Here is a 23006-nt window from a genome sequence, read left to right on the forward strand (position 1 = left end):
GCTCGCGAAAGCGGTCTGTCTGACACATCGATACTGAATGTGCTGGCGCCTTCGCGAGCAGGCTCGCTCCCACAAGGACATGTGTTTATCTTTCAAACCTGTCGGACCTTTTTCTATGCGCATCAAAGTCCACTGCCAGAACCGCATCGGCATCCTGCGCGACATTCTCAATCTGCTGGTGGCGTACGGGATCAACGTTGCCCGCGGTGAAGTTGGCGGTGAGCATGGCAATGCGATCTATCTGCACTGCCCGAACCTGATCAACATCCAGTTCCAGGCGTTGCGCCCCAAGTTCGAGGCGATCGGCGGGGTGTTTGGGGTCAAGCGCGTCGGGCTGATGCCCAGTGAACGCCGGCACATGGAATTGAACGCGCTGCTAGGCGCACTGGAGTTTCCGGTGCTGTCGATCGACATGGGCGGCTCGATCGTTGCGGCCAACCGCGCGGCGGCGCAGTTGCTCGGGGTGCGCGTCGATGAAGTGCCGGGGATTCCGCTGTCGCGCTACGCCGAGGATTTCGATTTGCCGGAATTGGTGCGCGCCAACAAATCGCGGATCAACGGCATGCGGGTCAAGGTCAAGGGCGACATCTTTCTCGCTGACATCGCGCCGCTGCAATCGGAACACGACGACAGCGAGGCCATGGCCGGCGCGGTGCTGACGCTGCACCGCGCCGACCGGGTCGGCGAGCGAATCTACAATGTGCGCAAGCAAGAGCTGCGCGGGTTCGACAGCATCTTTCAAAGCTCGAAAGTCATGGCCGCTGTGGTCCGCGAAGCGCGACGCATGGCGCCGCTGGATGCACCGCTATTAATAGAAGGCGAAACCGGCACCGGCAAGGAACTGCTGGCGCGCGCCTGCCATCTCGCCAGCCCGCGTGGACAGTCACCGTTGATGGCGCTCAATTGCGCCGGGTTGCCGGAGTCGATGGCCGAGACCGAGCTGTTCGGCTACGGCCCCGGCGCTTTCGAAGGCGCTCGCGCTGAGGGCAAGCTTGGCCTGCTGGAGTTGACCGCTGGCGGCACGCTGTTTCTCGATGGCGTCGGCGAGATGAGCCCGCGCTTGCAGGTCAAATTGCTGCGCTTTCTTCAGGACGGTTGCTTCCGTCGCGTCGGCAGTGATGAAGAGGTCTATCTCGATGTGCGGGTGATCTGCGCGACCCAGGTGGACTTGTCCGAATTGTGCGCGCGCGGCGAGTTTCGCCAGGATCTCTATCACCGCTTGAACGTGCTGTCGCTGCACATTCCGCCGCTGCGCGAATGCCTCGACGGTCTGACGCCGCTGGTTGAACACTTTCTCGACCAGGCCAGCCGGCAGATCGGTTGTCCGCTGCCGAAACTGGCCCCGGCGGCGATGGATCGCCTCAGCCATTACCACTGGCCGGGCAACGTGCGGCAGCTGGAGAACGTGCTGTTCCAGGCGGTTTCCCTGTGCGACGGCGGCACGGTCAAGGCCGAACATATTCGCCTGCCGGATTACGGCGTGCGTCAGCCGCTTGGCGATTTCTCCCTCGACGGAAGTCTGGACGAGATCGTCGGGCGTTTCGAGAAAGCGGTGCTGGAGCGCTTGTATTCCGAGCACCCGAGCAGTCGGCAGTTGGGCAAACGGCTGGGGGTTTCGCACACGACGATTGCCAACAAGTTGCGTGAATATGAGGTTGGCAAAACCTCCGAAAGCTAAGTAGAGCCTTTGTGGCGAGGGGATTTATCCCCGATGGGCTGCGCAGCGGCCCCGCTTTTCCTTCACTGCGACCTCATTTGCAGGCTTGGCGACTGCTGCGCAGCCGAACGGGGATAAATCCCCTCGCCACAGGATCGCCATCCCCCGCCGAACTCAGGATTGCCACTAACCGGCATGACACCGCCGGTTTTTCGTCTTCGACCCATTTCAGATTCCCCCTCCGATCCCCTCAAGTCCCCTGTTTGCCGGGCCTTCGCCCGCCAATAAAAAGTTGGTCTGCAAATTGCTTATGGCTGAGCAGTACAGCGGTGGGCGGCAAACGTCCGGCATGCAGAGGAAACACAGTGGACAAGTACCTTTATGTGGCAATGACCGGCGCCAGCCAGAACGCACTGGCGCAGCGGGCGCATGCCAACAACCTGGCGAACATCTCCACCAACGGCTTCCAGCGCGACCTCGAGCAGGCGCGTTCGATGCCGGTGTTCGGTGACAGCTTTCCGGCGCGCGCGTTTGCCATGAGCGAACGTCCCGCCACCGACTTCACGCCGGGCTCGCTGGTGCAGACCGGGCGTGAACTCGACGTCGCGGTATCCGGCAACGGTTTCATCGCCGTGCAAAACCCCAGCGGTGGCGAAAGCTACGTGCGCACCGGCAGCCTCAACATCGACGCCCTCGGCGTATTGCGCGCCGGCAACGGCATGCCGGTGATCGGTAATGGCGGCCCGATCGCCGTGCCGCCCGAGCAGCAGGTCGAAGTCGGCGAAGACGGCACCATCAGCATTCGCGCAATGGGCGAAGGTCCGCGCGTCATGGCCGAAGTCGACCGGATCAAGCTGGTCAACCCGGACATCAAGAACATGAACAAAGGCCTCGACGGTTCGATTTACACCAAGGACGGCCAGCCGGCGCAAGCCGACGCCAACGTCAAACTGGTCTCGGGTTTCCTCGAGTCGAGCAACGTCAATGCCGTGGAAGAAATGACTTCGGTGCTGGCCCTGGCCAAGCAGTTCGAGTTGCACGTCAAGATGATGAACACCGCCAAAGACGACGACCAGGCCATGGCTCGGGTCTTGCAGATCAGCTAATTATCAGAACGTCGCGCCGTAAAACAGGCGCACGAGGAGAATCGAATGCTTCCGGCTCTATGGGTTGCCAAAACCGGTCTGTCCGCCCAGGACACCAACCTGACCACCATTTCCAACAACCTGGCGAACGTCTCGACCACGGGTTTCAAACGTGACCGTGCCGAGTTCCAGGACCTGCTCTATCAGATCAAGCGTCAGCCAGGCGCCCAGTCGACCCAGGACAGCGAACTGCCGTCGGGTCTGCAAGTGGGTACCGGTGTGCGCATTGTCGGCACCCAGAAAAACTTCACCGCCGGCAGCCTGCAAACCACCGAGCAGCCGCTGGACATGGCCATCGACGGTCGCGGTTTCTTCCAGATCCTGCAGCCGGACGGCACCACGTCCTACACCCGTGACGGTACTTTCCACCTCGACTCCAATGGCCAGATCGTCAACGCCAGCGGTTTCGCGCTGGAACCGGCGATCATCATTCCGAACGATGCGCAGACCTTCACTGTCGGCCGTGACGGCACCGTGTCGATCACCATCGCCGGCAACCCGGCCTCGCAAGTGATCGGCAACCTGCAGACCGCCGACTTCATCAACCCGGCCGGCCTGCAAGCCGTGGGCAACAACCTGTTCCTGGAAACCGCTGCTTCCGGCGCGCCGCAGATCGGCACTCCGGGCCTGAACGGTTTCGGTACCACGCTGCAGAACACTTTGGAAACCTCGAACGTCAGCACCGTTGAAGAAATGGTCAACATGATCACCACTCAACGCGCCTACGAGATGAACTCCAAGGTGATCTCCACCGCCGACCAGATGCTCTCGTTCGTAACGCAGAATCTGTAATCCAGTCTTTGGGGCGGCCTGAGGTCGCCAGCAACACCGTGAGGTAGGGTCATGAAGCGCTTTGTATCTGTTCTGGCATTGAGTGGGGTCGTCTCGCTCGCGGGCTGCGTCGCCCCGACGCCCAAGCCCAATGACCCTTACTACGCCCCGGTGTTGCCGCGCACACCGTTGCCGGCGGCTGCCAATAACGGCTCGATCTATCAGGCCGGCTTTGAGCAGAACCTGTACAGCGACCGCAAGGCGTTCCGGGTCGGTGACATCATCACCATCACCCTGAACGAGCGCACCCAGGCAAGCAAGAACGCCAACTCGCAGATGGACAAGAACAGCGATAACTCGATTGGTCTGACCTCGTTGTTCGGCTCCAGCCTGACCACCAACAACCCGATCGGTGGTGGCGACCTGAGTCTCAACGCCGGCTATAGCGCCGACCGTTCGACCAAGGGTGACGCCAAGTCGGGACAGAGCAACAGCCTGACCGGCTCCATCACCGTGACCGTGGCCGACGTGCTGCCCAACGGCATCATCGCCGTGCGTGGCGAGAAGTGGCTGACGCTCAACACCGGTGACGAACTGGTGCGCATCGCCGGCATGGTCCGCGCCGATGACATCGCGACCGACAACACCGTGTCGTCGACCCGCGTCGCCGATGCGCGCATCACCTACTCGGGTACCGGCGCGTTTGCCGATACGAGTCAGCCAGGCTGGTTCGACCGTTTCTTCCTCAGCCCGCTGTTCCCTTTCTAGGTGGCTACGTTGAATCTGAAAAGCCTTATGGTAGCCGCGTTGTTGATGTCTGCGGCGTTCACCGCACACGCCGAGCGGCTGAAAGACATCGCCAGCATTTCCGGCGTGCGCTCCAACCAGTTGATCGGTTACGGCCTGGTGGTCGGGCTTAACGGCACCGGTGACCAGACGACGCAGACCCCGTTCACCCTGCAGACCTTCAACAACATGCTCTCGCAGTTCGGCATCAAGGTGCCGCCGGGATCGGGCAACGTGCAGTTGAAGAACGTCGCGGCGGTGTCGGTGAGTGCCGATCTGCCAGCGTTTGCCAAACCGGGTCAGCAGGTCGACATCACCGTGTCCTCGATCGGTAACTCCAAGAGCCTGCGTGGCGGCACCTTGCTGCTGACGCCGCTCAAGGGTATCGACGGCAACGTCTATGCGATCGCTCAGGGTAACCTCGTGGTCGGCGGTTTCGACGCTGAAGGCCGTGATGGTTCGAAGATTACCGTCAACGTTCCGTCGGCCGGTCGCATCCCTGGCGGTGCGTCGGTGGAACGTGCGGTGCCGAGCGGTTTCAACCAGGGCAACAGCCTGACGCTGAACCTCAACCGTTCCGACTTCACCACCGCCAAGCGCATCGTCGACAAGGTCAACGACATGCTCGGCCCTGGCGTCGCCCAAGCCATCGACGGCGGTTCGGTGCGGGTCACTGCGCCACTGGATCCGAGCCAGCGCGTCGACTACCTGTCGATTCTGGAAAACCTCGAAATCGATCCGGGTCAGGCGGTGGCGAAAGTCATCATCAACTCGCGTACCGGCACCATCGTCATCGGCCAGAACGTGAAAGTGTCGCCAGCCGCCGTGACCCACGGCAGCCTGACCGTGACCATCACCGAAGACCCGATCGTCAGCCAGCCGGGCCCGCTGTCCAACGGCCAGACCGCCGTCGTGCCACGCTCGCGAGTGAATGCCGAACAGGAAGCCAAACCGATGTTCAAGTTCGGCCCGGGCACCACCCTCGACGAGATCGTCCGTGCGGTAAACCAGGTCGGCGCAGCACCGGGTGACCTGATGGCAATTCTCGAAGCTCTGAAGCAGGCCGGCGCATTGCAAGCCGACCTGATCGTGATCTGAGGCCGGCCACCATGGATATGCGCAAAAGCGGTCTGGTCAGCAGCAGCGATTCGGGTTCCTACTCCGACCTCAATCGTCTGAACCAGCTCAAGGTCGGCGACAAGAACAGCGACGAAAACATGCGCAAGGTTGCGCAGGAATTCGAGTCGCTGTTCCTCGGCGAAATGCTCAAGTCGATGCGTTCGGCCACCGAAGCGCTCGGCCAGGACAACCCGCTGAACACGCCGGCGGCCAAGCAGTATCAGGAAATGCACGACCAGCAACTGGCGGTTTCCATGTCGCGGGAGGGCGGTGGTATCGGTCTGGCCGACGTGCTGATCCGGCAGATGTCGAAGAACAAACCGATGGCGCCGGGCGAGGCTGCGGCCGCGTCCGCCGCCAAGCAGCAGGAAGCGCTGGCCAAGGCCGCTGCGGTGCCGACGCCGATTGCCGCTGGCACCGTCGCCACCGGTCCGCTGTCCCGCGTCAACGGCGAGCGTCCGTTGTGGGCATCGCGCTCGGTGCATGCGCCGAACAACACCGATATTTCCCATCGCAACGACATGGCGCTGATCAACCAGCGGCGTCTGGCATTGCCGCCGAAACTGGCCGATCGCTTGCTCGCCGGTCTGGTGCCGTCGGCGCCGAGCGTGGCCACTGCGACCACTGCAGCAGCGACCAACGCCTTGCCGCAACGTGCTGCGACTACCGCCGTCACAGGCTCCGGCGCTTTGTACAACGGCGACTGGCTGGCCCGTGCCGAAGAGCAGAAAGCCGCTGGCGGGCAGATGCAGGTTTACGGCCGCGCCATGGCGCAGATTCCGTTGGCACCGGCGAAGAAGGCCTTCAGTTCCGCCGACGAATTCGTCAACACCATGCTGCCGATGGCCAAGGAAGCCGCTGACCGCATCGGCGTCGATCCGCGTTATCTGGTGGCGCAAGCGGCGCTGGAAACCGGTTGGGGCAAATCGGTCATGCGCGCCCAGGATGGCAGCAGCAGCCACAACCTGTTCGGCATCAAGGCGAGCAGCAACTGGAAGGGCGATTCGGCCCGCGCGATCACCAGCGAGTTCCGCAATGGCGCGATGGTCAAGGAGACGGCCGAGTTCCGTTCCTACGCCTCGTACAAGGACAGCTTCCACGATCTGGTGACGTTGCTGCAGAGCAACAATCGCTATCAAGAAGTGCTGAAGTCGGCCGATAACCCAGAACAGTTTGTACGCGAGTTGCAGAAGGCCGGTTACGCCACCGACCCGAACTACGCGACGAAGATTTCGCAAATTGCCAAGCAGATGAACAGTTTTGAAAACTACGCTGCGGCGGGTGTCTCCACCACGCCTTTATAAGGCACCAGGTAATAAGGTCTGAACCATGAGTTTGCTCAATATCGGGATGTCGGGACTGTCGGCCAGCCAGTCCTCTCTGGCTACGACAGGCAACAACATTGCCAACGTCGACACCGCCGGTTATTCACGTCAGCAAACCGTGCAGGGCACTAAGTCCTCGCAGCAGTACGGCAGCGTTTTCATCGGCACGGGCACGACCCTGGCCGACGTGCGCCGGGTGTACAACTCGTATCTGGAATCGCAGCTGCACACCGCGACGTCGCTGGACAGCGAATCGGCCGCGTTTCTCAAGCAGGCGACGCCGCTGGACGCGATGCTGTCGGACACCAACACTGGCCTGACCGGTGTACTGCAGAAATTCTTCACCTCGATGCAGGGCGTATCGACGTCGGCCACCGATGACACTTCGCGTCAGTCGGTGCTGACCGGCGCGCAGGCGCTGACCAGCCGTTTCAATACCCTGGCCAAGCAGCTCAACGATCAGAACACCACGATCAACGGCAGCCTCGGCGACATGACTGCCCAGGTGAACAAACTCGCCACGGCGATCGCCAATCTCAACCAGAAGATCGGCGAAATCTCCACCAGTGGCGGGGCGCCGAACGACCTGCTCGACAGCCGCAACGAAGCCGTGCGTCAGCTCTCCGAGCTGACCGGTGCCCAGGTCGTCGAGCGCGGCACCAGCTTCGACATCTATGTCGGCAGCGGTCAGCCGCTGGTCATCGGCAACACCACCAACAGCCTGAGCATGGTCGCGAGCAAGACCGACCCGTCGCGCATGTCGATCCAGATGGATCGCGGTTCGAGCACCATCGACATCACTTCGGTGATCAGCGGTGGTGAAATCGGCGGTCTGCTGACCTATCGCAAGGAAGTCCTCGACCCGTCGCTCAACGAGCTCGGTCGCGTCGCTCTGGTGATTGCCGATCAGATCAACAGCCAGCAAGCCCAGGGCATCGACAAGAACGGTGACTTCGGCGCGGCGATTTTCAACAACATCAACAGTGCCGCGCTGATCAGTCAGCGCAGCATTGCGAAGGATGGCAACAGCGCCGGTTCGGGCAACCTCGATGTGACCATCAAGGACACCGGCAAGCTGACCACCAGCGATTATCAGGTGACCTTCACCAGCGCCACCGATTACACCGTCAAGCGTTCCGACGGCACCGATCTGGGCGCGTTCAGCACCACGACCAATCCGCCGCCAGTGATCGACGGTTTCACCCTGGCCTTGAATGGCGGCGCGCTGAGCGCAGGTGACTCGTTCAAGATCACGCCGACCCGCAACGCGGCGGCGAGCATTCAGACGGTCCTGACCGATCCGAAGAAAATCGCTGCGGCAGGTCCGCTGACCGGCGTCGCCAGCGCCAACGGTCTGGGCACTTACACCCAGCCGACGCTCAGCGACAAGATCGACATCTACAACCCGACCGCCCAGGCTGACATGCAGGCGGCGTTGAAGAATTCGACACCAGTGAAACTGGTATTTGGCGCAGCCAGCGGTGGCAGCCAGTCGTACACCCTGGTCGACGCCAAGGGCGGAACGCTGGGCACCGGCACCATCGTGCCCGGCCAGTCGAACACGCTGAATCTGAAGGTCGGCATCGTCGACGCCAGCGGCAACCCGGTGATGGACACTACGGTCACGCCGAACGTGCAGAAGACCTTCACCGTGCAGACCACCGTGGGCGGCACGCCGAAAACCGGCGAGACCTTCACCATGAACCTGACCGGCGCGGCGTCTTCGGACAACCGCAACGCCCAGGCACTGGTCGCGTTGCAAACCAAACAGACCGTGGACACCGGTTCGGCGAGCAAGGGCATCAGCCTGACCGACGCCTACAACACCCTGGTGACCAACGTCGGTACCAAGACCGCCCAAGGCAAGTCCGACAGCGCCGCAACCACGGCGATTCTGGAGAACGCCAAGGGTGCCCGCGATTCGCTTTCCGGGGTCAACCTGGACGAAGAAACCGGCAACCTGGTCAAGTACCAGCAGTACTACACAGCGTCTTCGCAGATCATCAAAGCTGCGCAGGAAACTTTCGCCACGCTGATCAACAGCCTTTAAGGAGTCGTAATTCATGCGCATTTCCACCGCCCAGTATTACGGAACGCAAGCTTCGGATTATCAGCGTAACTTCAACAAGGCCGTTGCCACCGCGAGCGAGGCGAGCAGCCTGCAGCGTATCAACACCGCCGCCGATGATCCGATCGGTGCCGGGCGCTTGCTGCAATTGGGCCAGCAGGCGGCGATGCTCGATCAGTACAAGACCAACGTCAACACCACCAAAAGTGCGTTGAACGTGCAGGAGTCCACGCTGGATTCGATCACCACGGCGTTGGCACGGGCCAAGGAACTTGCGCTGGCCGCGAACAACGGCACGATCACCGACAAGGACCGCCAGGCGTACGCCTCGGAGATGGGCGAGATCCAGCAACAAGTGCTGGGCCTGATGAACGCCAAGGATGCCAACGGCAACTATCTGTTCTCCGGTTCGAAAACCGATACCGCACCGTACTCGAAGAATTCTGACGGCACGTTCAGCTACAACGGCGACCAGACCACCATCGATCTGGGCATCGGCGACGGCATGACCGTGGGTACCAACACCACCGGTTGGGACGCGTTCCAGCAGACCATCAACACCGGCCGCACCAACACCAAGATGACTGCGCCAGCCGTCGATGACGGCCGTGTCGTGCTGTCCAACGGCACCGTCGGCACTGCCGCTACCTACGACGCCAAGTTCACTGCCGGGCAGCCGTACACCATCGATTTCGTCAGCAGCACCCAGCTGAAGATCACCGATGCGCTTGGCAACGATGTGACCGCCGAGGCCAGCCAGAATGGCTTGATCAGCAATAGCAGCGGCGCCAACCAGACTGTCAGCTTCCGTGGCGTCGACCTCAAGCTGAACGTCAACCTGAAGGCTGGCGATACCAATCCCGACGCCGTTATTGCAGGGCACAGCTTCCAGCTGTCGGCTTCGCCGGACTCGTTCACCACCACGCGTAATCCGGGTAACCCGTCGACCAGCGTGATCACCGGTTCGACCATCACCGATCAGGCAGCCTACACCGCAGCGTTTCCGCAGGGCGGCGCAGTGCTCAAGTTCACCAGCGCCACCGATTTCGATCTGTATGCCGCGCCAGTGACCGCCGACAGCAAGCCGGTTTCCTCGGGCACGGTGGCCGGCGGTAACGCCACCGCTGCCGGTGTGACCTTCGCGCTGGGCAGCACGCCGGCCGCTGGCGATCAGTTCTCGATCCAGCCGAACAATCACCAGACCCAGAACGTGCTCGACACCCTCGGCCAGATGATCACCGCGCTGAATACGCCGGTTGACGGCGACCCGGTTGCCAAGCAGAAATTGCAGGGCGCGATGGAGGCGGGCCTCGGCAACATCGACGCTGCCGCCAATCAGATCGGCACCGCAGTCACCACCATTGGTGCGCGCGGCCAGGCGCTGGACATGCAGGCCATCACCAACGACAGCCTGACCACGGCGAACAGCACGACCCAAGGTTCGATCCGTGATTCCGATCCGGCTGAAGTCATGACCCGTCTGACCCTGCAACAGACCATGCTGCAAGCCGCGCAACTGGCGTTCAGCAAGATCAGTCAGTTGGGTCTGTTCAACAAGATCTGATGATTGGCGGGCGCGAGCGCGCCCGCCAACGTTGTGCCTCTGTTAATGATTTTTTGCGGTATCAAGGGCTCGTTTTTGCGAGCGGGCTCGTACCGCCTGTGAGCCCGCCGTGAATTCACTTCCTCTCGTCAGCATTGCCATCCCTGCGTTCAATCCGCGCTTTTTCGAGCGCACGCTGAACAGTGCCGTCAGCCAGACTTACAGCAATCTCGACATCGTCGTGTGCGATGACAGTCGTGGTGACGAGATCAAGGACATCGTCAGCCTGGTCATGGAGCAAACCGGGGCCCAGGTGCGCTACGTTCGCAATCCACAGACGCTGGGGCTGGTGGGCAACCTGAAAGCCTGCCTCGAACAGGCGCGCGGCGAGTTCATCAAATTCCTGTGTGACGATGACCTGCTGTATTCGGCATGTATCGAACAGCAAGCCCATGAGTTACAGCGCGAAGAAGTCAGTCTGGTGATCGCTCAGCGGCTGCTGTGGGACGCCAACGACATCATTCTGCCGGCCCGTTTGGAAAACAGCTCGCTATCACCCGTAAGCGCCTTGCTCAAAGGTGACGATGTGCTGAGCATTTTCGAAAAATTCCCGGTCAACGTCCTCGGTGGCTTCAGCAGTGCGTTGTTCCGGCGTGCCGATGTCGCCGAACTGTTGCCCGCTCTGACTGAAGCAGGTGCATGCTTCGTCGCGACCCTGGATTTTGCCTTGTATGTGTGTCTGTTGCGGCGCGGCAACATGGTGACGTCGAACAATGTCCTGAGCGCCGAGCGACTTTACCCTGAGCGCCTGAGCGCGCAGCAACCGATGAAGGATGCTGCCGAGGTTGAGCGCGAGTGGCTTTCGCAAATGCTCAAAGTACGCAGCGGCGAGTCGGCGCCCGCAAAGGGCTGGGTTCGCTACGTGCGACTGACGAGCGCCGACGAGTCGCCTCGCGTTTGGGAAGAACTGCCGCTGAGCCGTACCCTTGGCACCAAGCAAAGCCGCCAGGAGCTGGGTGTGGGTGTCGACAGCTTCAGTTTCGGCGAACTCTATGCGCAGTGGCTGGCGTGTCGGGTGCTGACCGAGACGCAGCGCCAATGGTTGCCGGAAACGCTTGCTGGCTGGCCGCAGCAGCCGAGGATCGTGCCGATCATCATCGATGCACAGGGTAGCCGCGACGGTCTCGAGCGCACCCTGCAAGCGCTCGCTGCACAGGACTATCCACCGGAGCTGGTGCTGGTACTGTCCGTAGCCTGTACCGAAGCAGTGTTGCAGGATCGCGTGTTCCACATGCCGTTGCAGGGTGACGGTCTGGAGCAGATCAATACGCTGTTGCCACAACTCGAAGGCGCCGACTGGTTCTATCTGCTGCAACCGGGAGATCGCCCGGTGGCACCGGCATTGCTGGTGATGGCCGATCGCATCGCGCATTCGCGGTCGCTGACGTGTCTGTACAGTGATGAAGGCAGCGTGCGCGCCGGCGAATCGGCGGAACCGGCGTTCAAACCGGACTTCAACCTCGACCTCATGCGCAGTTATCCATACGTCGGCCGAGCGCTGGCATTCCAGCGCGAACGCTTCCTCGCCCTCGGTGGATTTGCGCCAACGTTCGCCGAACTGGCGCCACACGACATGCTCTGGCGGATGGTCGAAAGCGATGGCCTGCAGGTTGTCGGTCATATCGCCGAGGTATTGCTGGAGTCGAAATTCGACCTGTCGCAATGGCTCACCGAGCCTGGCGTGGTGGAGCAAAGTCGGCGAATTCTCGAGGCGCATCTGCAGCGCCTCGGCATTGCTCATGAAATCCGCCAGAACGGGCTGCTCAATCGTGTCGACTACCGTCACGCGCAGCGCCCTCTGGTGTCGGTGATCATCGTCACTCAGGACCAGACTGCCGCCTTGCAGCGCTGTGTCGAAACGCTGCTGGAGAAAACCGCCTACACCGAGTACGAATTGCTCCTGGTCGATAACGGCAGCGAAAGCGCTGAAGCGCGGGCGTGGCTGGACGGCATGGCGCAGCTGGGCAGCGACCGGATTCGCGTGCTGCGGTATGCGCAAAAGGGCGATGCCGCCGCTGTGCACAACTTCGCCGCGCGCCAGGCGCGCGGTGAGTACGTGCTGATGCTTAACGCCTTTGCGGTAATCACCCAGGCCGACTGGCTCGATGAGCTGCTCAATCATGCACAACGCCCTGAAGTCGGGGTGGTGGGCGCCAAGCTGTTCAACCCGGACGGTGGGGTGCTGCACGCCGGTCTCATCTTGGGGCTGAATGGGCCGGCGGGACTGCCGTTCTACGGCCAGCCGATGCAGGCGGACGGGTATATGCACCGACTGCAAGCTGTGCATGATCTGAGCGCGGTCGGTGGCGACTGCATGATGATTCGCAAATCGGTATTCGAAGCGGCCGGCGGTCTTGATGAGCAGGATTTCAAGCAAACGCTCAGTGTCGTGGATCTGTGCCTGCGCATTGGTCGCGACGGTTATCTGGTGGTGATGAACCCGCACGCCGTGCTGGCGGTGGGTACGCAGCCAGTTATCGCGGCGACGGAGCAAGAGCAAGCGCAGCACGCCGAGGAGAAGGACACCTTCTATCAACGCTGGCTGCCACTGGTTGCGCGCGACCCGGCCTATAACGTCAACCTGACGTTGCAGGGCGTTGGCGCCAGCAACTTCAGCCTTGAACCGGGCCTGCGTACTGGCTGGAGCGCGTTCTCCAAGGCGCAACTGCCGAACGTGCTCGCGGTTCCGATCAATGCTTCTGCCATCGGTCACTACCGCATGAGTCAGCCAATGATCGAGCTGGAAGCGGCCAACCGGGTGGAGGGACGGGTCTGCTACGGCTTACCGTCGATCATCGATATCGAGCGTCAGTCCCCCGATGTGATCGTCCTGCAAGGGCGCTATTCGGAGCATGCCATTGATGAAATTCCGCCGCTGAAGAAGTTCTTCAATGCCCGACGGATTTTCGAACTCGACGACTATGTCATCGACGTTCCCCATCGCAATGCACATATCCGCAACATGCCGGGCAAGTCGGACATGGAGCGTATGGTGCGCCGAGCGATCGGCCTGTGCGATCGCGTGGTCGTTTCAACCGCGCCACTGGCCAACGCGCTGTCGGACATGCACCACGACATACGCGTGGTGCCGAACATGTTGGCTCAGGACTTGTGGGGACACCTGCGCAGCCAGCGTCGCACCTCGAAAAAGCCCCGTGTCGGCTGGGGGGGCGGCACCAGTCACCATGGCGATCTGGCAGTGATCGCCGACGTGGTGCGCGAACTGGCCAACGAAGTCGACTGGGTTTTCTTCGGCATGTGCCCGGATGATTTGCTGCCGTACATGCATGAGTTTCACGGAGTGATCCCGCTGGATGTCTATCCGGCAAAACTGGCCAGCCTGAACCTCGATCTGGCGCTGGCACCGCTGGAGTTCCACATCTTCAACGACTGCAAGAGCAATCTGCGGCTGCTCGAGTATGGCGCCTGCGGTTTTCCGGTGGTCTGCACCGATACCGAGGCCTATCGCGGCTACTTGCCGTGCACGCGGGTCAAGACCAACACGACCGATGAGTGGCTGCAAGCGATCCGCATGCATCTGGCTGACCCGGATGCCAGTTATCGCATGGGCGATGAACTGCGTGAGGTGGTGCTGCGAGACTATGTTCTGCGCGGCGATAACTTGCGCCATTGGGAGTATGGCTGGCTGGCGGATTGATCTTTCAGATGGGCGACCTATCGGGTCGCCTTTTTTTGGAGCCTTGGCGGCCTTTGGGCCGACCAGGCTTGGGGTTGTTTGGTGTGAATGTTCGGATGTTTCTCTGCGGCGGCTGGCGGTTTCGCCCTTACGGCGAGTCACCTTTTTCAAACGCCGGAGTGCCGGCCCAGCAAAAAGGTAACCCAAAACGCTTGCTCCTGCGTTCGGCCCTCGCAGGCTCGGGTCCCTTCGCTGCGGGATCGATCCGGGCGCAGCGGCTACGGTTTGCTTCGCTACACCTACGTCCGCTGTGTCTGGCTGCGCCAGACGGTCGCTGCGCTCCCACGCCCGGATCAATCCCTCCACTCAGCCTTCCGATGTAGCCGGTGACGCAAGATCAAGAGCACTCGAGCTGGCGCTCATTGTTGAGTGGTTAGAAGCGTCGCATGGCTTGGGATTTCGGTGGATTTGCCCCTCACCCCAGCCCTCTCCCCCTGGAGAGGGAGCCGATCTTTGGGCTTTTCAGAATTTGTGTTCGACTCGGTATTTCAGGTCGGCATAGCGCTCGCATCCACTGCGGTCAGTCCCCTCTCCCTCCGGGAGAGGGCTAGGGTGAGGGGCTTTTTTTTTTTGCTCCGGCCTGTTGTTTCTCGTTGTCAATGATTTTGAAGCTGGCGCGTTTCCTGCAAGTCCCCCTCAAATCGCCATAAAACGAGCGCTTGCGGTCATTGCACTTGCGCCCGGAACGGCAAAAAGTGTCGCCGCAAGGCCCGCAACGCTCAACAAAGCCATGCGCAGCCCGGTGAAGAACAAGAGGGGAGACGATGAAGGCAGTAATTTTGGCGGGTGGCCTCGGCACGCGGATCAGTGAAGAGTCGCACCTCAAGCCCAAGCCGATGATCGAGATCGGCGGCAAGCCAATTCTCTGGCACATCATGAAGCAGTATTCCGCCCATGGAATCCACGACTTCGTCATCTGCCTGGGCTACAAGGGCTATGCGATCAAGGACTTCTTCGCCAACTACTTCCTGCACACCTCCGACGTCACCTTCAACATGCGCGAGAACCGCATGGAGGTGCACCAGAATTACAGCGAGCCGTGGAGCGTCACGCTGGTCGACACCGGCGAAGAAACCATGACCGGTGGCCGGCTCTTGCGCACTGCGCCTTATCTCAAGGACGAGAAAGCCTTTTGTTTTACCTACGGCGACGGCGTCTCGGATATCGATATCGGCGCTTTGATCCGTTTTCATGACGCGCACGGCAAGCGCGCGACCGTTACGGCCGTGCAGCCTCCAGGCCGTTACGGTGCGTTGCAACGCACAGGCCACCAAGTCATGGGCTTCACCGAGAAGCCGCGAGGTGACGGCGGCTGGATCAATGGCGGTTTTTTCGTCCTGTCACCGCAGGTGCTGCCTTACATCGCCGGCGATGCGACCAGCTGGGAAGCCGAGCCGTTGATGCAACTGGCTGAGTTGGAACAGCTGCATGCCTACGAGCATTCCGGCTTTTGGCAGCCGATGGACACCCTGCGTGACAAGAACCATCTCGAAGCGCTGTGGCAGAGCGGGGAGGCCCCATGGAAGCAATGGGCCTGAGTGCGGAGTTCTGGCGTGGCAAACGCGTCCTGGTCACCGGACACACTGGATTCAAAGGCAGTTGGCTGACCCTGTGGCTGCAAAGCCTTGGTGCGCAAGTCAGCGGTTTTTCTCTGGATCCGTCGACCGAGCCAAGCCTGTTCGAACTGGCGCGCGTACACGAAGGCATCAATGATCAACGCGGCGATCTGCGTGACCTCGGCGCCTTGCTGGAAATCATCGCCGAGACCGAGCCGGAAATAGTCCTGCATCTGGCGGCCCAGCCTCTGGTGCGCGAGGGCTATCGCGATCCACTCGGCACCTATTCAAGCAATGTCATGGGTACGCTGAACCTGCTCGAAGCGATTCGTCAGGTCGGCGGCGTGCGCGCCTGTGTGCTGGTCACCACCGACAAGGTCTACGCCAACAAGGAATGGCTGTGGCCGTACCGCGAAGACGAAGCCCTTGGTGGCCACGATCCTTACAGCAGCAGCAAAGCTTGCTGCGAATTGCTCGCGCAGTCCTATGCCGCGTCGTTCTTCCCGGTGGACAAACATGCCGAACACGGTCTGGCCCTGGCTACCGCACGCGCCGGCAATGTGCTGGGCGGTGGTGATTTTGCGCCAGAACGACTGATTCCCGACGTATTGAAAGCATGGACCGCCGACGAGCCAGTGATCCTGCGTTACCCGCAAGCGGTACGCCCGTGGCAGCACGCGCTGGAGCCGCTGGCCGGATATCTGCAACTGGCTGCTGCTCTCTACGAGTACGGCCCGGAATACGCCGGTGCGTGGAACTTCGGTCCCGGTGAGGCCGACATGTGCAGCGTCGGTGAAGTGGTCGAACTGCTCGCCAACCGTTGGCCGCAGGCCCGCGGTCTGCGCATCGAACCGAGTGAGCTGCACGAAGCCGGTCTGCTGCGTCTGGACAGCAGCCGCGCGCGGCAGGTGCTTGGATGGAAACCGCGCTGGACGCTGGAACAATGCCTGACGCAGACGCTTGGCTGGCATCTGGCGTGGCAACACGGCGATGACATGCGCGCCGTTACCTTGAACCAATTGAATCTGTACAGAGAGCGTTCATGAGCGATTACACCCTGCAGAAAACGCCATTGGAGGGCCTGTACCTCATCCAGCAGAAAGTCTTCTGCGATGAGCGCGGGCGGTTCGCCCGGCTGTTCTGCCAGAGTCGTCTGACCGTCCAGGGACGTCCTTTTGCGATCCGCCAGATCAATCATTCGCGCACGGTCGGCCAAGGTAGCGTACGCGGTCTGCATTTTCAGAAAGCCGGTTATGCCGAATCCAAGCTGATCACTTGTGTGCGCGGCGCGGTCTGGGATGTGGCGGTCGACCTGCGGCCGCAATCGCCAACGTATTTGCAGTGGCATGCGCAAGAACTGCGCGCCGATGATGGCCTCAGTTTTTTGATTCCCGCCGGTTTTGCCCACGGCTTCCAGTCACTGACCGATGAATCGGAAGTGCTGTACCTCACCGATGCCGATTACGCACCGGAGCATGAAGCGGGTTTGTCGGCCCTTGATCCGGCACTGGCGATCTCATGGCCGCTGCCCGTCAAGAATTTGTCAGCCAAGGATTCCAGTCATCCGCTGCTCGACAAACAGTTTCAGGGAGTCGAGCTTTGACGGCGACCACCACCACTGTGCTGGTCACTGGCGCCACCGGCTTCGTCGGTCGCCACTTGGTCAGCGCTTTGCTTTCCAAAGGCTTCAAAGTGCGTGCGGTTGCGCGCACCCTCGACTCGGCTCGCAGTTTGCCGTGGTTCGCGCAGGTGGAATTTGTCGCCGCCGATCTGCATGCGCCAGACTTTGATGTCGAGCGCTTGGTTGATGGCGTGGATGTCGTCGCGCATCTGGCCTGGAGCGGCTTGCCTAACTATCAGGCGCTGTTTCATTTCGAACGCAACCTGCCGGCCGATTACGCGTTTCTCAAGCGTGCGGTCGTGGCAGGGGTGAGCCAGGTGCTGGTCACCGGGACTTGCTTTGAATACGGCTTGCAAAGCGGCCCGTTGGCCGAGTCGGTCTTGCCCCAGCCTTGCACGCCTTACGGTCTGGCCAAGCACACCTTGCGCCTGTTCCTTGAAGCATTGCAGCGCGAGCAGGCGTTCACCCTGCAATGGGCGCGGTTGTTTTACCTTTATGGCGAAGGGCAGAACAGCAACAGCCTGCTGGCCAGCCTCGACCGCGCCATCGATGGCGGTGAGGCGCAGTTCAATATGTCGATGGGCGACCAGCTGCGTGATTATCTGCAGATTACCGAGGCGGCCGCGCAATTGGCTTCGCTGATCGGCCGGCCTGATGTCGACGGCGTCACCAATTGCTGCAGCGGCCAGCCGATTTCCGTACGCGCGCTGGTTGAACAGCGTGTCCGCGAACGCCAGTCGACGATCAAGTTGAATCTGGGCCATTACGGTTATTCCGCCCATGAGCCCATGGCGTTCTGGGGTGATGCTCAGCGAATCTCGCAACTGAAGGGGCAAGAACATGCTGCATGAGCTTTATCGCGCGACCGGACTGCCGGTATTGCAGAACCGCACGTTTGCCAGCGCCGAAGAGGCGCGGGCCTCAGGGGCGGCAGACATTGTTCTGGTACAGGACAGCCAAAGCGGGTTGATCTTCAACCAGGCCTTCGATGCCGACAAGCTGAGCTATGACGCCGACTATCAGAACGAACAGGCGCACTCGGTGCAGTTTCAGGCGCACCTCAATGCCGTCGAAGCGATCCTCGCACGGCACTTCAAGGACCAGACTCTGATTGAGGTCGGCTGCGGCAAAGGTTATTTCCTTGAGATGCTGCGGGGCAAAGGTTACGCCATTACCGGGATCGACCCTTCGTATGAAGGTGACAATCCTGACGTGATCAAGGCACCGTTCACCCGCGAGCTGGGGTTGGCAGCGGATGCGATTGTGTTGCGCCATGTGTTGGAGCACATCAGCGATCCGTTGGCATTTCTCGCGCAAATGGCTGCAGCCAATCAGGGCGGGCAGATTTATATCGAAGTGCCGTGCTTTGACTGGATCGTCGAGCACAATGCCTGGTTCGACGTGTTCTATGAGCACGTCAATTACTTCCGTCTCGCCGACTTGCGCGCAATGTTCGGCACCGTGCTCGAGGCCGGGCATCTGTTCGGTGGCCAATATCTGTACATCGTTGCCGATCTCTCGACGCTGCAACGGGCGCCGGTCGAGACGCCGTCGTTGCTGACGCTGTCGACCACCTTCACCGCCAGTCTTGATCGCGCCGTGCAGATCATTCAATCCGCGCCGGCACAGGGCTCGGCCATCTGGGGCGCTTCGTCCAAGGGCGTGATTTATTCATTGGCCTTGCAGCGCGCCGGTGTGGCGGTAGATCGCGTCGTTGACATCAACCCGGCCAAGCAGGGCCGTTACTTGCCCCTCAGTGGCGTGCGAGTGTCCTCGCCGCAAGAGGCCATGGATGCTCTGCCTGCAGGCGCCCATCTGTTTGTGATGAATTCCAACTACCTCGAAGAAATCAAGCGGATGACTGGCGCACGCTACGTCTATCACGCCGTCGACAGCGCTTCGTTTCAGTGACCCTTGAGATTATTAAGATGACCGAAAACAACATCCACAAAGCCTTCGAAGCCGAATGCCAACAAGAGATCGCGCGCCAGGGTGAGGACCAGAAAGTGGTAGCACTGGCCCGGGATTTCTTCAACGAATCGGCCCGCCATAAATACAGCTACCACTTCTCCTGGATGGGCCGTCCGATCATCCAGTTGCCGCAAGACATGATGGCGATGCAGGAGATCATCTGGCAGGTCAAACCGGACCTGGTCATCGAATGCGGCATCGCTCACGGCGGTTCGATCATCTATTACGCCTCGCTGTTGGAGCTGCAGGGCCACGGCGAAGTGCTGGGCATCGACCTCGACATTCGCCCGCACAACCGTGAGGCCATCGAAAGCCACCCGATGGCCAAGCGCATCCAGATGATCGAGGGTTCGAGTATCGATGAGGCGACCGCGCAGAAAGTCCGCGCGATTGCCGAGGGCAAGAAAGTGATTCTGGTCCTCGATTCCAACCATACCCACGACCACGTACTCGAGGAGCTGCGCTTGTACGCGCCGCTGGTTTCGGTGGGCAGCTACTGCGTGGTGATGGACACCGTGGTTGAAGACATGCCGGCGGACTTTTTTCCGGATCGCCCGTGGGGTCATGGCGATAACCCGAAAACCGCCGTGTGGAAATACCTGGAAGAGAACAAGGATTTCGAGATCGATCGGCAGATGCAGAACAAACTGCTGATCACCGTGGCGCCGGACGGATATCTGCGCCGCGTTCGTTAATTCGCAACATTACCCAGCGTTGTTTCGGCGAGTCGCCGGTTGTGGAGAGAAGTTATGCAAGGCAAGTACAGTTCTGAACTGACGCTACCGCTCAACGAGTTGTTGACGGTGGTGCTGATTACTCACAACCGGCCGGCGTTCCTGCGCCGTGCGGTGAAGTATTACAGCAGCTTGCCCTGCCGAATCATGGTGCTGGATTCCACGCCGGAACGTCCGGAAGGCGATTTCTCCTCCGTCGATTATCATCATGTACCGCAATTCGCCTACTGGGGGATGCAGGCCAAACTGGCCTATGGCGTCGAGCAACTGAGCACGCCATACATGGTGCTGGCGGCGGATGACGATTTCATTGTGTTCGATTCGCTCTGCGAGTCTGTCGGCTTTCTTCAGGCCAATCGTGACTATGGCATGTGCCACGGCTATTGCCTGATGTACCTGGCGAAGGCCGATGGCGTGAACTACTACCGCCGGGATAAGAAGGTTCAGGAAGACTATTCGTCCGAGCGGGCGCAGGATCGCGTCATTGACTACATGAGTCAGTACATCCCGCCGTTTTATGCGGTGACCCGTACTGACCTGATGAAAACCTGGCACTCGTCATTGCCGCCGGGGACCAATTTCCAATGGCAGGAAATCGGGCACGTGTATTTCCTGCTGGCGAGCGCCAAGGCACGGATCCTGCCGATTCCCTATGTGGTACGCGAGATCAACTACGGCGTATCCGAACACAATACCGACGTGTATCACTCGCTGACCTATGTTGATGGCAAGTCGGTCGCCGAACGAGAGGCATTTGCCGAATTCCTCGTCTCGCTGCCGACCGGTATCGAGAACCTCGATGCAGGGCAGGCCAAGGCATTTGTTCTGGAGAGTTTTGCGGCGATGGCCGAGAGCCTGACGGTCCGCCGGGCGCTGACTGCCGAGTTGATTTTCGAGTCGACCTGGAATCAGCAATTGCGGCGGCCTGATCGGCGTTTCGGCCCACTGCAGTACGTTGAGATGCCGTTCTACAACCAGACGTTTTTCGATCTTCTGGAACAGTTTGAATTCATGATGCACGCCCTGCCGGCGGGTCGCCTTCAGTTGGAAGGGCTGGAAGGTGTATGGACGCGTCAGGCGCATCTGCTCCAGGCGCGCAATAACGATACGCCGGAGAGCGTGGTCGACCGGTTATGGCAGGCGCATGATCTGAATGCGTTCAACCAAGTGGTTACCAAGCGTCTGGCCGCGCAGCTGCAAGTGCTCGGTGACGAGACGGCGGCGCAAGCCATGCATGAATGGGTCGCCCGCCTCGAGGCGCTGACGGTCGACGATCATCAGGTCACGTTCGACAAGATGCAATCGGGACGGTTGTTGCATTGGCTGGCTGCACGTGCGCCTGCCATCGAGCAGCTCGAGTCGATCAGCCAACACGTGGCTGCTGAAGGTGGTGGCCTGCAGTTCGGTATCTTCCTGCTTGATCTGGACAACGACATCGACAAGTTGCAAGTGTCGCTCGACAGCCTGGTCGAGGGGCACTGCAAAGCGTTCAGGATTGTCGTGTTCACCACCGGTGAAGCGCCGGCAGCGACTACTGCGCAGAACACCCTGCACTTTGTCCGTGTCACGCCCGGCAATCTCGTCGACAAACTCAACCAGAGCGCTCAGCAGTCGCCAAGCGACTGGTTGATGTTGGCTCAGGCCGGTGATGAGTTCACCGCTAGCGGCCTGTTGCGCGCCAGCCTTGAACTGATGGGTGCCGAGAGTGTGCGTGCGGTCGCCACCGATGAAATCCAGCGCAAGGAAAACGGCGCACTGGTCGCCGTATTCCGCCCCGGTTTCAACCTGGATCTGCTGCAAAGCGTGCCGTCACTGATGGCGCGGCATTGGTTGATCCGTCGCCAGGTGCTGCTTGACGCTGGCGGTTATCAGGCCGACTTCAGCAAGGCGCTGGAATTCGATCTGTTGCTGCGCATCATCGAACAGGGCGGACTCGACGGTCTCGCGCATCTCGACGAGCCGCTGCTGATCACCGAGCAGGCGCCTCTGGAAGAAAACGCCCACGAGCGTCAGGCGTTGCTGCGTCACTTGGGCAATCGCGGCTACAAGGCCAAAATCACTTCGGCGGCGCCGGGCACCTGGCAGATCGATTATCGCCACACAGAGCAGCCACTGGTTTCGATCATTGTGCCGGTCATCGATGATTTGCCGGCACTGCGCCGCTGCCTGGAAGGCGTGCTGCTCAAAACCCGTTACAGCCGCTACGAAGTGCTGCTGGCAGCCAACGGCAAGCAGTCGGCAGCGGTCAACGACTGGCTGGGAACGCTGCGCCACGCCAAGGTCAATGTACTGCGTGCCGACCAGCCGCTGAGCGAAGTCGCCTTGTTCAACGCCGCCAGTGAGCAGGCGCAAGGTGAATACCTGGTGCTGCTGGCCGCGGACAGCGAAGTGGTCAACCCGAACTGGATCGATTCGCTGCTCAACCATGCCCAGCGTCCTGAAGTCGGCATTGTCGGCGTCAAACTCGTCGATCGCGATGGCAAAGTCGCCAATGCCGGTCTGATTCTTGGTCTGAACGAAGGCGTGGGTTCGCCTTTCATCGGCGAGCAACACAAGGCCGTGGGCTACATGCAGCGGCTGGTTGTCGAGCAGAATTATTCGGCCGTCTCCAGGGTGTGCCTGATGGTTGGCAAAGAGCTGTTCAATGCCCTTGGCGGCCTCGACGAAGCGACCTTCGCTGACGGCTATGCCGATGTCGATCTGTGCCTGAAGGCCGGTCAGGCCGGTTACCTCACCGTGTGGACGCCACTGGTGCAGGTGCTGCACACCGGCGAGCTGCCACAGGCGGCAGTGGCATTGGCGGCATTGCGTGAAAAATGGCCCGACGCCTTTGCCCAGGATCCGGCGTACAACGCCAACCTGGCCCTGAGCGGCAAAGGTTTCACTCTGGGCGAAAACGCCTCGATCAATTGGGCGCAGTTGCTCGCCTGAGCAGGCCGACAGGAACTACAAC

16 protein-coding genes are annotated in these 23006 nt (G+C 60.8%); all 16 read left to right on the forward strand.

The annotated features are described in order from the left end of the window. Positions 1–115 precede the first annotated feature (115 nt). The 16 genes from QMX86_RS04750 (at position 116) to QMX86_RS04825 (ending at position 22984) form a co-directional block, all read left to right on the forward strand. Complete coding sequence (locus tag QMX86_RS04750; protein WP_016771113.1) at positions 116–1678, forward strand: sigma-54-dependent phenylalanine hydroxylase transcriptional regulator PhhR; 1563 nt, start codon at positions 116–118, stop codon at positions 1676–1678. Between the two features lie 344 nt (positions 1679–2022). After that, complete coding sequence (locus tag QMX86_RS04755; RefSeq protein ID WP_016771112.1) at positions 2023–2763, forward strand: flagellar basal body rod protein FlgF; 741 nt, start codon at positions 2023–2025, stop codon at positions 2761–2763. Positions 2764–2808: 45 nt separating this feature from the next. After that, complete coding sequence (gene flgG / locus QMX86_RS04760; RefSeq protein WP_016771111.1) at positions 2809–3594, forward strand: flagellar basal-body rod protein FlgG; 786 nt, start codon at positions 2809–2811, stop codon at positions 3592–3594. A gap of 51 nt (positions 3595–3645) precedes the next feature. After that, positions 3646–4341: a flagellar basal body L-ring protein FlgH gene (gene flgH, locus QMX86_RS04765; RefSeq protein ID WP_016771110.1), complete on the forward strand. Its 696-nt coding sequence runs from the start codon at positions 3646–3648 to the stop codon at positions 4339–4341. A 27-nt stretch (positions 4342–4368) separates the two neighbouring features. Continuing rightward, positions 4369–5457 carry a flagellar basal body P-ring protein FlgI gene (locus QMX86_RS04770; RefSeq protein ID WP_024012083.1) on the forward strand — a complete coding sequence of 363 codons (1089 nt, stop codon included), beginning with the start codon at positions 4369–4371 and terminating at the stop codon, positions 5455–5457. A gap of 11 nt (positions 5458–5468) precedes the next feature. Beyond that, positions 5469–6782, forward strand: coding sequence for a flagellar assembly peptidoglycan hydrolase FlgJ (gene flgJ, locus QMX86_RS04775; RefSeq protein ID WP_282383683.1), 1314 nt, complete (start codon positions 5469–5471; stop codon positions 6780–6782). A gap of 25 nt (positions 6783–6807) precedes the next feature. Then, a complete protein-coding gene (gene flgK, locus QMX86_RS04780) occupies positions 6808–8853 on the forward strand; it encodes a flagellar hook-associated protein FlgK (RefSeq protein ID WP_122704740.1) in 2046 nt (681 codons plus the stop codon). Positions 8854–8866: 13 nt separating this feature from the next. After that, complete coding sequence (locus tag QMX86_RS04785; RefSeq protein WP_110645053.1) at positions 8867–10435, forward strand: flagellar hook-associated protein 3; 1569 nt, start codon at positions 8867–8869, stop codon at positions 10433–10435. 109 nt (positions 10436–10544) lie between these two features. Beyond that, positions 10545–14132, forward strand: coding sequence for a glycosyltransferase (locus QMX86_RS04790; RefSeq protein ID WP_282383681.1), 3588 nt, complete (start codon positions 10545–10547; stop codon positions 14130–14132). Between the two features lie 803 nt (positions 14133–14935). Further along, the gene (gene rfbF, locus QMX86_RS04795; RefSeq protein ID WP_282390383.1) at positions 14936–15709 is read left to right on the forward strand and encodes a glucose-1-phosphate cytidylyltransferase; all 774 of its coding nucleotides are present in this window, start codon (positions 14936–14938) and stop codon (positions 15707–15709) included. Beyond that, complete coding sequence (gene rfbG / locus QMX86_RS04800; RefSeq protein WP_073472807.1) at positions 15691–16773, forward strand: CDP-glucose 4,6-dehydratase; 1083 nt, start codon at positions 15691–15693, stop codon at positions 16771–16773. The genes rfbF and rfbG overlap by 19 nt, the downstream gene beginning before the upstream one ends. After that, complete coding sequence (gene rfbC / locus QMX86_RS04805; RefSeq protein ID WP_282383677.1) at positions 16770–17330, forward strand: dTDP-4-dehydrorhamnose 3,5-epimerase; 561 nt, start codon at positions 16770–16772, stop codon at positions 17328–17330. The genes rfbG and rfbC overlap by 4 nt, the downstream gene beginning before the upstream one ends. Beyond that, positions 17327–18199 (forward strand): NAD(P)-dependent oxidoreductase, encoded by an 873-nt coding sequence (locus tag QMX86_RS04810; RefSeq protein ID WP_241089665.1) that lies wholly within the window; start codon positions 17327–17329, stop codon positions 18197–18199. The genes rfbC and QMX86_RS04810 overlap by 4 nt, the downstream gene beginning before the upstream one ends. Then, positions 18189–19259, forward strand: a complete 1071-nt coding sequence (locus QMX86_RS04815; protein ID WP_282383671.1) for a class I SAM-dependent methyltransferase — start codon at positions 18189–18191, stop codon at positions 19257–19259. Before QMX86_RS04810 ends, QMX86_RS04815 begins: the two co-directional genes overlap by 11 nt. Before the next feature lie 17 nt (positions 19260–19276). Beyond that, a complete protein-coding gene (locus QMX86_RS04820) occupies positions 19277–20014 on the forward strand; it encodes a cephalosporin hydroxylase family protein (protein ID WP_125925352.1) in 738 nt (245 codons plus the stop codon). A gap of 54 nt (positions 20015–20068) precedes the next feature. Then, positions 20069–22984 carry a TIGR00180 family glycosyltransferase gene (locus tag QMX86_RS04825; protein WP_282383669.1) on the forward strand — a complete coding sequence of 972 codons (2916 nt, stop codon included), beginning with the start codon at positions 20069–20071 and terminating at the stop codon, positions 22982–22984. Positions 22985–23006 lie beyond the last annotated feature (22 nt).

This window comes from Pseudomonas sp. PS01270 (genome assembly GCF_029959775.1).
Taxonomy (GTDB): domain Bacteria; phylum Pseudomonadota; class Gammaproteobacteria; order Pseudomonadales; family Pseudomonadaceae; genus Aquipseudomonas; species Aquipseudomonas atacamensis.